The sequence below is a fragment of the Flavobacterium myungsuense genome (assembly GCF_042677265.1).
Taxonomy (GTDB): domain Bacteria; phylum Bacteroidota; class Bacteroidia; order Flavobacteriales; family Flavobacteriaceae; genus Flavobacterium; species Flavobacterium myungsuense.
In genome coordinates, this window is the sequence record NZ_JBHTIZ010000005.1 from 1 (window position 1) to 15410 (window position 15410).

Sequence of the window (15410 nt, forward strand, 5' to 3'; positions counted from 1 at the left end):
TAAAGTTCATTAGTCTGTAAGTTTATCGTTAGTAATTTAAAATTACAAATTTTTAACTTTACACACTTTTTTTGTACAGTATCAAAAACTTTTAAAAACAAGTTTTTAATGACGTAAATTTATCTCATATTGAATTCAAAAAATAAGATTATAAACTGTTTCTGAATATTAAATTAAAAAAAAAGTAGTAAACATTTGCTTACTACTTTTTATACATCAAAAATTTATTTTTAAACCTTTTATTTAATATTAAATAAATGTTATTATCTCTTAATCATACGGATAGATTTTACATTTTGTCCTTGAGAAACCAATACGTTATAAACCCCTCTTGGGTAACTTGCACCAACTTCTTGAGAAGACAATTCAGATACAGTTCCTTTACGAACATCTAATTGACGACCTATCATATCGTAAACTTTAAGTTCTACAACGCTATCACTAGCACTTTCTATATCTAATTTAAATTGTGAAGCAAAAGGATTTGGGAATGCTTTTACAGTAAAGTTAGTATTTACTAAACTATTATTCATTCTGCTAATTGGTGCAGCTGGCGTTGTTACGTTGCAAGAAGGTCCAAATGCTTGCCATTCTCCGTTAAATTTTACAGCTGCTCTTACAGCATAGGTTGTACTGGGAGCACCTCCACCAACTAATTGAGACAATAAGAAATATCTTAACGTAGTTTCATAGGTCCTTACATTTAATCCGTTCGTAACTTCAAAACGGTAATCAGAAGCTAAATAGACTTGGTTAACTAAAATAGGTGAATTAACTGTTGCTAATGTACCTCCGCATTGCGAAGTAATAAGTTGTGTATTACCAATTGTACTTGGAGGAGTAACAACACAAGCAGTACCGTAAGGTTGCAATACTGAATTAAAAGTAACAGCAACTCTAACACTACACGGAACGCCGTATACTAAACCAGGAATTGTAGATAATAAAAAAGATCTTGTATTTGATTGTCCAACATTAACATTTGATCCTTGTGTAACTTCAAAGCTATAAGATGTAGCTTGAAAAACTTCATTCGCTAAAATAGGTGTGCTAAATGAAGCTATTGATCCGTTACATTGAGAATCAATTAATCTAGTTGATGTAACAGTTACTGGTGTTGTTAATGTACACGCATCACCATACGGCAACCATGTTCCATTAAATCTGTAAGCCGCTCTGATAGTATAAGTTGTATTGTATGAAGCTACTCCTGAAGGTAAAGAAGTTAGATTAAAAAATCTATTGGTTGTTTCAAAAACATTTACAGAAGCACCTTTAGTTACTTGAAAACGATACGCACTTGCAGAAGGAACTTGTGATGCCCATATAGGTGCAGCAACAGATGATAAATTAGCATTACATTGTGAACTAATTAACCTAGTAAGTGGTGGCAAAGTAACTGTACAAGCTGGTCCATACAATTGTAATTCTCCCCCAAATACAACTGCAACACGAATAGAATAAGTTGTTCCATAGGCAGCACCTCCAGACAACTGGCCAAGATTAAAAAAACGATTTACATTTTGAACAAATCGAACAGTTGAACCATTAGTAACTTCAAATCTGTATGCTGTAGCTTGAAAAACTTCATCTGCATTAATTTGTGATGTAGCTAAAGGAACTGTTACTCCACATTGGCCAGCAATTACTTTAGTTTGAGTATTGCTTGCCGGTATTGAAATATTACAAGGAGTGCCATAGGTAAATCCATTGTTATTTGTTGATACACGCACACTGTATTGAGTGTTGTAAGCTAATCCAGGAACTTGAGTCATTTGAAAAGTTCTAGCTGCAGCATCAACGGTTCCTAAAACTGTAGCTCCGCTAGAAACTTCAAAACGATACGTTGTAGCTCCAAATACCTCATCGGCTAAAACCGGAGTGCTGGCATTTGCTAAAGTAATACCACACTGACTGCCTACTACTTTAGTAAGACCTGGTGCAGCAGGAGTGGTAACCGTACAAGCATCTCCATACTCTTCCCAAACTCCACCTATTCTAGCAGCAGCTTTTACACTATATGTTGTATTATAATCAGCAAGTCCAGCAGATTGACCTAAATTAAAAGATCTATTTGTACCAGTGGTGATTACCGTAACAGCTAATCCTTTGGTAATTTCAAATCTATAGTCTGTTGCGCCAGTAACAGGTCTAGCAAGTATAGTTGTAGTTACAGATGCTAAAGTAGCACCACATTGTGAAACAATCAATTTAGTACATGATGTACATGCAAGTGTAGACGTTTCTGTAGATTCATTTGAATTGCTTACAGCAGATTCAATGTAATTATTTGCAATACTATTTAAAGTACTTACAAAGAACAAACCGATAAGTAAAAAATTTTTCATAAAATAATTTTGTTGGGGTTACTATTAATTTTCAATTTAATTTTTTTACATTATATAAAAAGTGATTAGTCCTGAAAATTATTCAAGATTTTAGATTTTTATAATAATAGCTATAAAATAACCATAAAATTTCAAGAAATAAAAAAAAATCAGTCAACTAACCTAAATATTCGACAAAATGCCAAATTCTTGCATTTTTTTGTAAATTTTTTATTGCAAAATTAATATTTACCCAAACCATAAATTATGAACTTAGTGAATTAAATTTAAAATTGAATTGTCATAAAACATTGAAAAATTATAAGTTACACAGTAAACACAAAAATTAATAGCTTATAGAAATTGTAAAATCAATCATGTTAATCGAAATTATTAAAAGGGTCTTTTTTTAAGTAAAACAGAGCAAAAAATGTATCAAGGATTATTAATTTATGAAATTTCATTTGTGCTTGATACGCATTTCTATAAAAAAAAGAACTGACAAAAAATTACCATCAAAACTAATAATACACAATGTTTTAAAATCAACTATATTTGAATAAAATTTGTTAAATAGCATACAATTTAGAGTATCCCAATTTAAAAATTACTGGATCATAAATTTTAAAGATTCAACCTCATATTTAAAATAAACCCTATACCTTATAGACATGACAATTGTTTTTGCTACAAATAATACAAATAAAATTAACGAAGTACAGAGTATGCTTCCTAATACAATTGAGTTATTAAGCCTTTCAGATATTGGCTGCCATGAAGAAATTCCCGAAACTGCCGATACAATTGAAGGCAATGCTATCTTAAAAGCCAATTATGTTACTCAAAAGTATGGTTACAATTGCTTTGCTGATGATACTGGTTTAGAAGTGGAATCCTTAAATGGAGCACCAGGAGTTTATTCAGCGCGTTATGCCGGAGAACAAAAATGCGATGATGATAATATGAATAAGTTGCTACAAAACTTAAAAGATAAACCCAATCGCACTGCACAATTTAAAACAGTTATTGCATTAAATATCAACGGAGACCAGCACCTTTTTACTGGAATTGCAAAAGGAACAATCACTTTTGAGAAAACTGGAAATCAAGGATTTGGGTATGACCCTATTTTTCAGCCTGATGGTTTTAAAAAGACATTTGCGCAATTTTCTCTTCAAGAAAAAGGCAAAGTCAGCCATCGCGGAAAGGCTACGCAGCAACTCATTGACTACTTAAAAAACTAACTTGCTGATTGTCAAATAGTATTAAATTATTAAATCTAGGTTTTCTGTTAGATTATATGGTTTTTAAAGCGTACTTTTGCACCAAATTTTAAAAATACATATGAACAAATTTGAACAATTAGGATTGAGTGAATCGCTACAGCGTGCGATTATCGATCTAGGATTTGAGAATCCGACCGAAGTGCAGGAGAAAGCGATTCCCCTATTATTGGAACAAGACACAGATTTAGTTGCGTTGGCTCAGACAGGGACAGGGAAAACGGCAGCTTTTGGTTTTCCAGTGATTCAAAAGATTGATGCTGACAACAGAAATACACAGGCGTTAATTTTATCACCTACTCGCGAACTATGTTTGCAAATTACAAATGAGATTAAAAACTACTCAAAATACGAAAAAGGTATTAATGTGGTGGCGGTTTATGGTGGTGCAAGTATTACGGATCAAGCTAGAGACATCAAAAGAGGTGCACAAATTATTGTAGCAACTCCAGGTAGAATGCAAGACATGATTAACAGAGGATTGGTCAACATTTCTCAAATTAATTACTGTATTCTTGATGAAGCAGATGAAATGTTGAATATGGGTTTCTACGAAGATATTGTAAATATCCTTTCGACTACACCTGACGAAAAAAGTACGTGGTTGTTTTCAGCAACCATGCCACAAGAAGTAGCACGAATTGCAAAACAATTCATGCACAATCCTTTAGAAATTACTGTCGGAGCTAAGAACTCTGGCTCGGCTACCGTTTCTCACGAATTTTACTTGGTAAATGCAAGAGACCGTTATGAAGCTTTGAAACGTTTGGCAGATGCTAATCCAGATATTTTTTCTGTAGTATTTTGTCGTACTAAAAGAGATACGCAACAAGTGGCTGAAAAATTAATCGAAGACGGTTATAATGCTGCTGCTTTGCATGGCGATTTATCGCAAGCACAACGAGATTCAGTAATGAAATCATTTAGAGGCAGACAAATACAAATGTTAGTAGCTACTGATGTTGCTGCTCGTGGTATTGACGTTGATAACATTACTCACGTAGTAAACTATCAATTGCCAGATGAAATAGAAACCTATAATCACCGCTCGGGCCGAACCGGTCGTGCTGGGAAACTAGGAACTTCTATTGTTATTGTAACGAAAAGTGAAATTCGTAAAATTTCTTCTATAGAAAGAATCATCAAACAGAAATTCGAAGAAAAAACAATTCCATCTGGAATAGAAATCTGCGAAATTCAATTGTTGCACTTGGCTAACAAGATAAAAGATACAGAAGTAGATCACGAAATTGACAATTATCTTCCAGCAATCAATAATGTTTTAGAAAGCTTATCTAAAGAAGAGTTAATTAAGAAAATGGTTTCAGTTGAATTCAACCGTTTCATCAATTACTACAAGAAAACAAGAGATTTATCTTCTCAATCTTCGGGTTCTGACAGACGCGAACGTGACGACAGAGAACCAAGAGAAAACAACAATGGCGGAGCAGTTCGTTATTTTGTAAACATTGGTTCTAGAGACAATTTCGATTGGATGACTTTAAAAGATTATCTAAAAGAAACGTTAGACTTAGGTCGTGATGACGTATTTAAAGTAGATGTAAAAGAAGGGTTCTCTTTCTTTAACACCAATCCTGAATTTACAGATAAAGTAATGGATGTGTTGAATAATGTTCAGTTAGAAGGACGTAGAATCAACGTTGAGATTTCTAAAAATGATGGTGGCGGAAGACGCGATCATAACGGAAGAAGCTCTGGTGGCTTTGGTGGCGGAAGAAGTTCCGGCGGTGGCGGTTTTAGAAGCGATAGGAATTCAGCTCCTAGAAGCGGAGGTTTTGGACCAAGAAAAGAAGGCGGTTTTTCTGAAAGAGCACCACGTGAAGGTGGTTTTGGAGGAAGAAGCGAATCTAGAGGTTCATCAGCACCTAGACGTGAAGGCGGTTTTTCATCAGACAGAGCGCCAAGAAGATCGGATGCACCTAGAACAGATGGTTTTTCAAATAGAGCTCCTAGACGTTCAGAAGGTTCGTCGGATACTCCAAAAGAAAGAAGACCAAGAAAAAGCTAAATCCTCACCCCTAGTCCCTCTCCAAAGTAGAGGGGAATTATGGAATTGAAAATTAAATCTTTTGTTAATTTTCTTATAATTATAAAGATGACTATTCAATATCTTATCGTGTTTTATTACTTTTAACTTTTTAAACACCGTATGAGATATTTAATAGTCTTTTTTTTTATAATATTGTCATTGAATTGCTTTTCTCAAGCAACAACTTCCCAAAAAATTTCTGGTACTATACAAAATGATCAAACATTACTTCCCATATCTAATGTAAACGTCATAAACCTAAATAAATCTAGAGGCACCAATACCAACGAAAAGGGATTTTTTGAAATTGAAGCTACTGTAAATGATACCCTACATGTTTCCTACATAGGATTTCAATCTATAAAAATTAGAGTAACAAACGACTGGATAAAAAATAAGACTACAAAAATTCAAATGACCGAGAAAGCCATTGCGCTTGAAGAAGTTATTATTATGCCCTATAATTTAACCGGTTATTTAGAAGTAGATTCGAAATTAATTCCGTCAAGAGAAAACTATAGGTATAGCATTTCTGGCTTACAACAAGGATATGAAGCTGGCGAATATTCTCCAAATGCTTTTAATAGAGTTATGGGTTCTATTTTTAACCCTGCTGATATGTTGTATAATTTTTTCGGGAAAAAGCCAAGAGAACTCAAGCGTCTTAAAGAAATGAAAAAAGACAACAATGTAAAAACCTTACTAGAATCTAAATATGATAGAGAAATGGTTTCGGTACTTCTTGGAATAGATAAAAATGAAATAGCAGAAATTTTAGAACGTTGTAATTATTCGGAAGCGTTTGTAAAAGAAGCCAATGATTTACAAATTATGGATGCTATTAGTCAGTGTTATGAACAATATAAAGTATTAAAGAAAAATTAATTCTCATTTAAGCTATTTCTTCTTTTCTCCATAATATCGTTCCTCAATTCGCTTAATATCCTTAATAGAATTTCTAGCCCAAGACAAGCGTTTTTCTAAAACTTCTTTTTCAGACAAATGCCAATCTACAGTTGAATTACGCAATCGATTTGTGAGATTTTGAATAATTATAGCTGCCGAAACAGATATATTTAAACTCTCCGTAAAGCCCACCATAGGAATTTTAAGAAATCCATCGGCGCGTTTTAAGATTTCTTCAGACAAACCATCACGTTCGGTTCCGAAAAATAAAGCACTGGGTTTAGAAATATCAAAATTATCCAATAAGCAGTCGTTCTCGTGTGGTGTAGTAGCAATTATTTGATACCCTTTTTCTTTCATCGTATCGACACAATTTGACACACTATCAAAAGTTCTAATATCGACCCATTTTTGTGCGCCCATCGCAATTTCTTTATCGATTCTTTTCCCAAATCGTTGTTCAATTACATTTAACTCTTGAATACCAAAAACTTCACAACTGCGCATTACTGCACTGGTATTGTGCATTTGAAAAACATCTTCTACTACAATCGTAAAATGCTTGGTTCGGTTTTGTAGTACTTTCAGAAATCGTTCTTTTCTATTTTCAGTCAGAAAGTTTTCTAAATAATTAAGATAATCAATATCAATCATTAGCCGATTATTTTTTGGTAAAAATAGTAAAAAACAGTAGTTTTATAACCAAATGAATTTTGTCTGATGAAAAAGAAACTAGTAGTCTTAACTGGTGCTGGTATTAGTGCCGAAAGCGGAATTAAAACCTTTCGAGACAGCGACGGACTATGGGAGGGCCATAACGTGCAAGATGTGGCAACCCCAGAAGGATGGCATAAAAACCGAACATTAGTACTTGATTTTTACAATCAAAGAAGACGCCAGCTGAAAGAAGTACAACCCAACTTAGGACATCAAATTTTAGCTGAATTACAAAAGGATTTCGATGTATTTATTATCACTCAAAACGTAGATAATTTACACGAAAAAGCAGGAAGTACGAATGTTTTACATTTGCATGGCGAATTGTTAAAGGTTCGTAGCACTAAAAATGACGACTATATTTTAGATTGGCAAGACGATTTATCAATTACTGATTCAGATGACAAAGGCAATCCCTTACGACCTCATATCGTTTGGTTTGGAGAAGAGGTTCCTGCTTTAGAAGAGGCCGTTGCTATTGTAAAAAAAGCTGACTTCCTTATCATAATTGGTACATCGTTACAAGTTTATCCCGCTGCGAGTTTGATACATTTTGCTCCTACTCCAATTCCAATTTATTACATTGATCCAAAACCTGCAACAATCTACGATGTTCCCAATGACATTAAAATTATTGCAACAACTGGCTCTAAAGGGATGAAAATCGTTCAAAAAGAACTAAATAAATAGCATTGACAAAAGTCAATTTCAATAACAATGAAAATGGCAATGGCAATTACAATTTTAATTTAAAATCTGAAAATCTATTATCTGAAATCTATTATCTTTGTTCACTCGAAACAACAACACAACAATGACTACATTAAACGAATTGAACGCTGTATCTCCTATTGATGGACGATATAGAAACAAAACTATTGCACTTTCACCATTTTTTTCTGAAGAGGCTTTAATCAAATACCGCGTATTGGTTGAAATTGAATATTTCATTGCTTTATGCGAAGCTCCGTTACCTCAACTTGCCACTGTAAATCCAAACCTTTTTAATGGTTTACGTTCCATTTACAAAAATTTCTCTACTGAAGATGCTTTATGGATAAAAGAAACTGAAAAAGTAACCAACCACGATGTTAAAGCTGTAGAATATTTTATCAAAGACGCCTTCGAAAAGTTGGGTTTGTCTACATACAAAGAGTTTATTCACTTTGGGTTGACCTCGCAAGACATCAACAATACCGCTATACCGCTTTCGACCAAAGAAGCTTTTGAGAAAGTATACATGCCATCGCTTATCACATTAACCTCAAAATTAAAAGAGTTGAGCATGGAATGGCGTGATATTCCGATGCTGGCAAGAACGCACGGTCAGCCTGCATCTCCTACTCGTTTAGGTAAAGAAATTGGTGTTTTTGTAGAACGTTTAGAGGAACAGATGCGTTTGTTATTTAACATTCCGTTTGCAGCCAAATTTGGAGGTGCTACAGGAAATTACAATGCACATCATGTGGCATATCCACAAATAGATTGGAGAAAATTTGGCAACCATTTTGTGGAAGAAACTCTTGGATTGCATCACTCCTTCCCCACGACACAAATTGAACATTACGATCATTTTGCGGCATTTTTCGATGCCCTAAAAAGAATAAATACAATTATAATTGATTTAGACAGAGACATTTGGACGTATGTTTCTATGGACTACTTCAAACAAAAAATAAAAGCTGGAGAAATAGGTTCGTCAGCCATGCCACACAAAGTAAATCCTATTGATTTTGAAAACTCAGAAGGAAATTTAGGAATTGCTAATGCTATTTTCGAACATTTATCCGCTAAATTACCTTTATCGAGATTGCAGCGTGACTTGACTGATAGTACTGTTTTGAGAAATATTGGTGTGCCAATGGGTCATACCATTATTGCCTTTGAAGCCACTTTAAAAGGATTGAACAAATTACTTTTAAACGAAACTAAATTCCATGAAGATTTAGAAAAGAATTGGGCAGTTGTTGCCGAAGCGATTCAAACTATTTTGCGTCGCGAAGGGTATCCAAATCCTTATGAAGCTTTGAAAGGTTTAACAAGAACTAATGAAGCAATTGATAAAAAAGCGATTCATGACTTCATAGCCACTTTAGACGTTTCGGATGACATTAAAACTGAACTGATGCAAATTACCCCGAGTAATTTTTTGGGAATTTAAAATTTAAATATCTAATTTTAAAAACTATTCTTATTATGATTATTTTATTTTAAATTAGCCGTACTACTTTGAATTTCATCTGAATATCTCAATAATCGTTGCACATACAGAATCATGATTGAAATAACAGAAGCATCACATTATTTAAAACCGCTTATTAGTGATTTAGGATTAATCCTAATTACTGCAGGAATTGCAGTTTTACTATTTAAAAAGCTGAAGCAACCATTAGTTTTAGGCTACTTGATAGCGGGGTTTTTAGCAGGCAACCATTTTGATTTTTTTCCATCCGTAAAAGATATTGAGAGTGTAGAGGTTTGGGCTGAAATTGGAGTGATTTTTCTATTGTTTAGCCTAGGATTAGAATTCAGTTTTAAAAAACTTATGAAAGTGGGAGGAACAGCATCTATTACTGCTATTACTCAAATAACTTCTATTTTGCTAATGGGCTATTTAGTTGGCAGATGGATGGATTGGACTACAATGGACAGTATTTTTTTGGGAGTCATTCTATCAATATCATCTACAACAATTATCTTAAAATCGTTTGATGAGTTGGGTGTAAAGGCTCAAAAATTTGCTGGAATTGTTATTGGATCGCTCATTGTACAGGATATTGTGGCTATATTAATGTTGGTATTGTTATCTACCATTGCAGTAAGTGAGCAGTTTTCAGGAGGGATACTAATACTGTCTATTTTAAAACTAGGTTTCTTCTTAATGCTTTGGTTTATTGCAGGTATTTTCTTTATCCCTACACTACTTAAAAAAGCAAAACATTTATTAACAGATGAAATGCTTCTCATCATTTCAATTGCCCTTTGTTTATTAATGGTAATCTTAGCAACAAATGCGGGCTTCTCTCCTGCCCTTGGCGCCTTTATTATGGGATCAATTATTGCAGAAACAACTCAAGCAGAACATATTGAACATATAGTAAAACCTGTTAAAGATTTATTTGGGGCCGTTTTTTTTGTGTCTGTAGGAATGCTAATAGACCCTAGTGCCTTGTATGAACATATTATACCAATTATTGTATTATCATTAGTTACGATTTTTGGGCAATCGATAAGCTCTACTATTGGTGCCTTACTCTCAGGTCAGCCTCTAAAAGAATCTGTACAAACCGGAATGAGTTTATCTCAGATTGGTGAGATTTCCTTTATTATTGCATCATTAGGAATTACATTAAATGTTACAAGCTCCTTTTTATATCCTATAGTAGTTGCTGTTTCTGCTATTACAGCCTTTACAACTCCTTTTATGATAAAAATGGCAACTCCTTTTTCGGAAATATTATCCAAAAAACTGCCGAGAAAATGGATCAAAAATATTGAAAGGTATAGTGCAAATACGCAATCTATAAAATCAGTCAGCAACTGGCAAAAAGTGCTAAACGCATTTCTTTTTCAAGTTATTTTTGTTTCTGTAATCATTGTAGCTATTATTTTACTTTCATCACAATTTATATTACCGCTGGTAGTTAATTTTAAATACGGAAATGCCCTAGGTGCATTAATAACTTTAGCAGTACTTTCTCCGTTTTTATGGGCACTATCCCTACGCAGAGTAGCTATAGCAGAAGTAGATCTATTGATGGAAGAGCGCAAATACCGAGGCCCAATTGTAATGATGATCCTATTTCGATTCCTACTAACGCTGTTTTTTATTGGCTTTTTGTTAAACATATTTTTCTCACCAATAGCTGCTATTTTTACATTAATTGGAGCAGTTGTAACTTATTTTCTATTTCGTAAAAAATTAAACGCTCAATATCATAAAATAGAAAATCATTTTTTAACCAACTTAAATGATAGAGAGATTACAAAAGCAAAAAGAAGCAGAAGTGATTTGTCGCCCTGGGACGGGCACATGGCTTATTTTGAAATCGCAAAAGAGTCTAATATCATTGGAAAAACTTTAAAAGAATTAAAGATTAGAGAACAATTAGGAATTAATATAGCTTCAATAAAAAGAGGAGAAATAATGATTCATATCCCCAAAAGAAATGACCGATTATTTCCTAGCGATGAAATTTGTGTCATAGGAAACGATATTCAAGTCAACGCATTCAAAAAATATTTAGAACAACATGAAATTGAAGTTCCAACATCTGTTCTAGAGCCAGAAATTGTTTTACGCCAAATAGAATTAAAAAACGAAGCTTATATTGGAAAAACGATTCGAGATTCTAAAGTAAGAGAACAAACTCATGGACTTGTGGTAGGTATCGAAAAAAGAGGCAATAGAATTTTAAATCCTGAATCGGATATCATTTTAGAAAAAGATGATATTCTGTGGATTGTTGGCGATAAAAAGTTATTAGCAGAATTGGTTCATAATTAGTAATATACCGATAGTACTCTTACTCATTTATCTTTGTTTATTTCTTTTTTTAACTCTCTTTCTTTATCCATTTCTAGCAATTGAGAAACAGTATTCCAATTGCGGATGGTGGCGGTAACATTCAATTTTTTCTCAATATATTTTTGTTCCAATCGCGTTTTTCCAGCTCCCACAGCATATTTGATGTATATTCTACTCCCATCTATATGGGCTTCATCGGGTTTGACCTGACTCATCTTTAAGTCGTTGATGCTGTCGCTTCGCAAGCTCGTCGAGATAAAAGCTACATACAATTTCTTGGTATCTACCTGAGTCGCTTTCAAAAAAGGATTGTTTCGGAAACAGGCTTCTAAATCTTCTTTGCCAATAACCACAACGGGAACTTCATGCCCAAAAACCTTGAAAATTTCCTGCTTGATGAGAAAGCCCACCTTGGCAGGTTGCTCTTCGGGCGTATCCACAAAAACATTGCCCGACTGGATGTAGGTCTGCACGTTTTGAAACCCTATGCCCTCAAGCGCGGCTTTGAGTGCCTCCATTTTGATGGTGTTGTGACCAGAAACATTGATGCCGCGCAGCAGTGCAAGATGGGTTGTCATGAAAAGGTATTTAAGAGTATTCAAATATACTGATTGCGGTATAGAATAAAATGCAACTGTTTGAAAAAAATAGTATATTTGAAACTGATGTGCTAGTGAGTAGCGTTAATCTCTACATAAATGGGGTGATAGTCTATAGTTTATATCGAGTATGTACAAGTTGTGTGCAATTTTAGGACAGCAACCACAACAAAATAATTGTAACTAAAAAATATGATACAGACAAGTTTTAAAATTTTAACAATATTCATTTTAAGTTTGACAACTTATTACGCAAATGCACAAGGTTGTAGCGATGCAGGATTTTGCACAATAAATAGCATAAAACCAAATAGTAGCGACACTATAATAAAAAGTACAAATCAAGTAAAAGTGGGTGTTTCATTAGGAAGTGCAGATAATTCTATATCTATTTTCGGGAATTATATTGAATACAACAGACAAGTTACAAATAGTTTTGGGATTGATGCAAAAATCACTTCCCTTTCTCAAAGTGGCAATGGAATTTCAAATTTCGGTATTTCAGACATTTACTTAACAGGAAATTATAAAGTAAATGAAAAACTAAAACTTATTCTTGGTACAAAAATTCCCTTGACCGCTGGGAACAAAAAGAAAAATAATATTGCTTTGCCAATGGATTACCAAAGTAGTTTAGGAACATTTGACTTGATTTTTGGGGCAGGTTATGAAATTAAGAAATTACAAATAGTTCTTGCTTTTCAACAACCATTGAGCCAAAATAAAAACGAATTTTTGGCTGAAAATTATCCGATAAATTCAAAAATTAGCGACTTTCAATCGACCAATCAATTCAAACGAAGCAGCGATGTATTGCTACGGGTTTCTTATCCTATGAAGTTGGGAGAAAAATTTAGAATTACGCCCAGTTTATTGCCGATTTTTCATTTGTCCAATGATAAATACACAGATGATTTAGAAATTGAAAATGAAATAAAAGGTTCACAAGGACTAACGCTAAACGGCAATGCCTATCTCGATTATGAAATCAATAGTAAAAGTGATTTACAACTAAATGTAGGAATTCCTTTTGTGGTAAGAGATGCAAGACCAGACGGACTGACACGGAGTTTTATAGTTAATTTAGAATATAAAGTTAAATTTTAAAAATAAATAATATGAAAACAATTCAAAATGCCTGCACAAAGATAATATGCTTAATGCTTATGTCTACATTTCTCATTTCATGTTCTAAGGATGATGAAGTAGTTACAACACCAATTGAAAATACAGTATTTAAAGGTTCATTTGTTAATTCTGCTCATCCCACAAGCGGAAATGTAACGATTAACAAAGAAAAAACTAAATTAAACTTTACTGATTTCAAATCTGATTCAGGTCCAGACTTGGATATTTATTTGGTTTCAAATTTATCCAATGTGAATGAAGGATTTATAAACTTAGGTGACATAAAAGGATTAAACGGAAATTATATTTATGATTTACCAGCAAATACGGACTTTACTGTATATAAATACGTTGTAGTTTGGTGCGTGGACTTTAATGTGAATTTTGGTTACGCAACATTAGTACCATAAAAAAACTGCACACAATAAAGTATTGCCAAAAGCGCGGCCGAAACACATATTTAGAAACTTTTGTGCTAATTTGAACATTAGGGATATTTATGAACTTTAGCGCTAAAAATCCCCGCCTTCGGCAATACCCGAACTGTTGAATACTTTTTTTTAAAAATTATAATTCATCAAATAGGTTCACAAAAAATCAAACACTTTTTAAACCTTTTATTAAAAACAATGTCCAACAAGCAAATAAAAACCAAAAACCATGATAAAGTCTTTTACCCTTTTTATCCTGCTATCCCTATCCATTTCAAGTTGCAGCAACATTGACGATACGAATCAATCTGTACCAACCGAATCGATGTATTTCCCAACAACAAGTTCCAGTTGGGAAACGAAATCACTCTCTAGTCTAGGTTGGAATGAAAGTGCGGTGCAACCCTTAAAAGATTTTCTAATCGACAAAAATACCAAATCGTTCATAATACTGGTTAATGGAAGAATTGTCATGGAAGACTATTTTAACGGTCACACGGCAACAGACACTTGGGAATGGAACAGTGCCGGCAAAACATTGGTAGCCACAACAACAGGCATAGCGGAACAAGAGGGTCTATTGTCTATAAACAACAAAGCTTCCGATTATTTAGGAACCGCATGGACCAACATGCCCTTGGCCAAAGAGAACCTGATTACCGTTAGAAACTTATTGACCATGACTTCTGGAATTGATGATGCCAAACAATTGATTGTAAAACCCAATCTAACCTATATTGCTGATGCCGGAACGAGATGGGCTTATGGTAATGTCTTTCAGAAACTGACCGATGTAGTCGCCGACGCCAGCGGAAAACCTTTTGAAACCTATTTCAACGAAAAACTAAAAAACAAAATAGGGATGGATGGCTTTTGGAATTTCGGTACTATATTCACCATCTATCAAAGCACGACTAGAAGCATGTCAAGATTTGGTCTTCTAGCGCTCAACAAAGGAAAATGGAATAATGAGCAAATTATTAACGAAATCTTTTTTAATGAAAGTACGGCTACTTCTCAAAATATCAATCCTTCCTACGGCTATTTGTGGTGGTTGAACGGCAAAACAAAATACATGATTCCGAGTGAACAAACGGTTTATCCAGGCTCCTTAGTGCCCAATGCGCCAGCGGATATGTATGCCGCAATGGGAGCCAGCGACCAGCGTATCTATGTAGTGCCAAGCAAAAAAATGGTTATTGTACGAATGGGTGACGCCGCTAACCCCAAGGACCCCTATTTTGCGGTATCTGGTTTTGATAATGCGCTTTGGGAGAAAATAAATGCTGTGATTAATTAGTAGGAATATAAATATATTGATTTTTTTGAACCATTAAGAAAATTAAGTTGGCTTTACCTGTTCATCTCGAAAGCTTTTTTTTGTCTTAACTTTCTTAAATCTCTTAATGGTTTATACTTTTAATGATTGCTCTGATTAAAC

At 33.9% G+C, this 15410-nt stretch carries 12 protein-coding genes; 9 read left to right on the plus strand and 3 right to left on the minus strand.

What is annotated here, in order from left to right:
* Nucleotides 1-263 precede the first annotated feature (263 nt).
* On the minus strand, nucleotides 264-2348 hold the full coding sequence (locus ACFQ0S_RS00470; RefSeq protein WP_379755648.1) for a T9SS type A sorting domain-containing protein: 2085 nt from the start codon (nucleotides 2346-2348) through the stop codon (nucleotides 264-266).
* 650 nt (nucleotides 2349-2998) lie between these two features.
* Between ACFQ0S_RS00470 and ACFQ0S_RS00475 the strand changes: the two genes are divergently transcribed.
* From ACFQ0S_RS00475 to ACFQ0S_RS00485, 3 genes are all read left to right on the plus strand, one after another.
* Nucleotides 2999-3571, plus strand: a complete 573-nt coding sequence (locus tag ACFQ0S_RS00475) for a non-canonical purine NTP diphosphatase (protein WP_379755645.1) — start codon at nucleotides 2999-3001, stop codon at nucleotides 3569-3571.
* A gap of 100 nt (nucleotides 3572-3671) precedes the next feature.
* On the plus strand, nucleotides 3672-5639 hold the full coding sequence (locus ACFQ0S_RS00480; protein ID WP_379755642.1) for a DEAD/DEAH box helicase: 1968 nt from the start codon (nucleotides 3672-3674) through the stop codon (nucleotides 5637-5639).
* A 141-nt stretch (nucleotides 5640-5780) separates the two neighbouring features.
* Nucleotides 5781-6545, plus strand: coding sequence for a carboxypeptidase-like regulatory domain-containing protein (locus tag ACFQ0S_RS00485; RefSeq protein WP_379755639.1), 765 nt, complete (start codon nucleotides 5781-5783; stop codon nucleotides 6543-6545).
* A gap of 12 nt (nucleotides 6546-6557) precedes the next feature.
* Here the strand turns inward: ACFQ0S_RS00485 and ACFQ0S_RS00490 are convergent, their stop codons facing one another.
* Nucleotides 6558-7220, minus strand: a complete 663-nt coding sequence (locus ACFQ0S_RS00490) for a TrmH family RNA methyltransferase (protein ID WP_379755636.1) — start codon at nucleotides 7218-7220, stop codon at nucleotides 6558-6560.
* A 66-nt stretch (nucleotides 7221-7286) separates the two neighbouring features.
* Between ACFQ0S_RS00490 and ACFQ0S_RS00495 the strand changes: the two genes are divergently transcribed.
* The 3 genes from ACFQ0S_RS00495 (at nucleotide 7287) to ACFQ0S_RS00505 (ending at nucleotide 11790) form a co-directional block, all read left to right on the plus strand.
* Entirely contained in the window at nucleotides 7287-7973 is a 687-nt protein-coding gene (locus ACFQ0S_RS00495) for an SIR2 family NAD-dependent protein deacylase (protein WP_379755633.1), read from the plus strand.
* A gap of 124 nt (nucleotides 7974-8097) precedes the next feature.
* Nucleotides 8098-9444, plus strand: a complete 1347-nt coding sequence (gene purB, locus ACFQ0S_RS00500; protein WP_379755630.1) for an adenylosuccinate lyase — start codon at nucleotides 8098-8100, stop codon at nucleotides 9442-9444.
* Between the two features lie 114 nt (nucleotides 9445-9558).
* Complete coding sequence (locus tag ACFQ0S_RS00505) at nucleotides 9559-11790, plus strand: cation:proton antiporter domain-containing protein (RefSeq protein ID WP_379755626.1); 2232 nt, start codon at nucleotides 9559-9561, stop codon at nucleotides 11788-11790.
* A 23-nt stretch (nucleotides 11791-11813) separates the two neighbouring features.
* On the opposite strand, the gene ACFQ0S_RS00510 is transcribed toward ACFQ0S_RS00505, so the two are convergent.
* Nucleotides 11814-12389, minus strand: coding sequence for a DUF1697 domain-containing protein (locus tag ACFQ0S_RS00510; RefSeq protein WP_379755623.1), 576 nt, complete (start codon nucleotides 12387-12389; stop codon nucleotides 11814-11816).
* Nucleotides 12390-12602: 213 nt separating this feature from the next.
* Here ACFQ0S_RS00510 and ACFQ0S_RS00515 point away from each other — a divergent pair, with 213 nt between their 5' ends.
* The 3 genes from ACFQ0S_RS00515 to ACFQ0S_RS00525 all read left to right on the plus strand — a co-directional run bounded on the left by ACFQ0S_RS00515 (nucleotide 12603) and on the right by ACFQ0S_RS00525 (nucleotide 15269).
* Nucleotides 12603-13517, plus strand: a complete 915-nt coding sequence (locus ACFQ0S_RS00515; RefSeq protein WP_379755620.1) for a hypothetical protein — start codon at nucleotides 12603-12605, stop codon at nucleotides 13515-13517.
* Nucleotides 13518-13528: 11 nt separating this feature from the next.
* A complete protein-coding gene (locus ACFQ0S_RS00520) occupies nucleotides 13529-13948 on the plus strand; it encodes a DM13 domain-containing protein (RefSeq protein WP_379755617.1) in 420 nt (139 codons plus the stop codon).
* Nucleotides 13949-14198: 250 nt separating this feature from the next.
* Nucleotides 14199-15269, plus strand: coding sequence for a serine hydrolase domain-containing protein (locus tag ACFQ0S_RS00525; protein ID WP_379755614.1), 1071 nt, complete (start codon nucleotides 14199-14201; stop codon nucleotides 15267-15269).
* Nucleotides 15270-15410: the final 141 nt, after the last annotated feature.

Bases quoted from the DNA above. Each gene is read 5' to 3' on its own strand.
- ACFQ0S_RS00470 (WP_379755648.1), bottom strand. From the start codon at position 2,348: ATGAAAAATTTTTTACTTATCGGTTTGTTCTTTGTAAGTACTTTAAAT.
- ACFQ0S_RS00475 (WP_379755645.1), top strand. From the start codon at position 2,999: ATGACAATTGTTTTTGCTACAAATAATACAAATAAAATTAACGAAGTA.
- ACFQ0S_RS00480 (WP_379755642.1), top strand. From the start codon at position 3,672: ATGAACAAATTTGAACAATTAGGATTGAGTGAATCGCTACAGCGTGCG.
- ACFQ0S_RS00485 (WP_379755639.1), top strand. From the start codon at position 5,781: ATGAGATATTTAATAGTCTTTTTTTTTATAATATTGTCATTGAATTGC.
- ACFQ0S_RS00490 (WP_379755636.1), bottom strand. From the start codon at position 7,220: ATGATTGATATTGATTATCTTAATTATTTAGAAAACTTTCTGACTGAA.
- ACFQ0S_RS00495 (WP_379755633.1), top strand. From the start codon at position 7,287: ATGAAAAAGAAACTAGTAGTCTTAACTGGTGCTGGTATTAGTGCCGAA.
- purB (WP_379755630.1), top strand. From the start codon at position 8,098: ATGACTACATTAAACGAATTGAACGCTGTATCTCCTATTGATGGACGA.
- ACFQ0S_RS00505 (WP_379755626.1), top strand. From the start codon at position 9,559: ATGATTGAAATAACAGAAGCATCACATTATTTAAAACCGCTTATTAGT.
- ACFQ0S_RS00510 (WP_379755623.1), bottom strand. From the start codon at position 12,389: ATGACAACCCATCTTGCACTGCTGCGCGGCATCAATGTTTCTGGTCAC.
- ACFQ0S_RS00515 (WP_379755620.1), top strand. From the start codon at position 12,603: ATGATACAGACAAGTTTTAAAATTTTAACAATATTCATTTTAAGTTTG.
- ACFQ0S_RS00520 (WP_379755617.1), top strand. From the start codon at position 13,529: ATGAAAACAATTCAAAATGCCTGCACAAAGATAATATGCTTAATGCTT.
- ACFQ0S_RS00525 (WP_379755614.1), top strand. From the start codon at position 14,199: ATGATAAAGTCTTTTACCCTTTTTATCCTGCTATCCCTATCCATTTCA.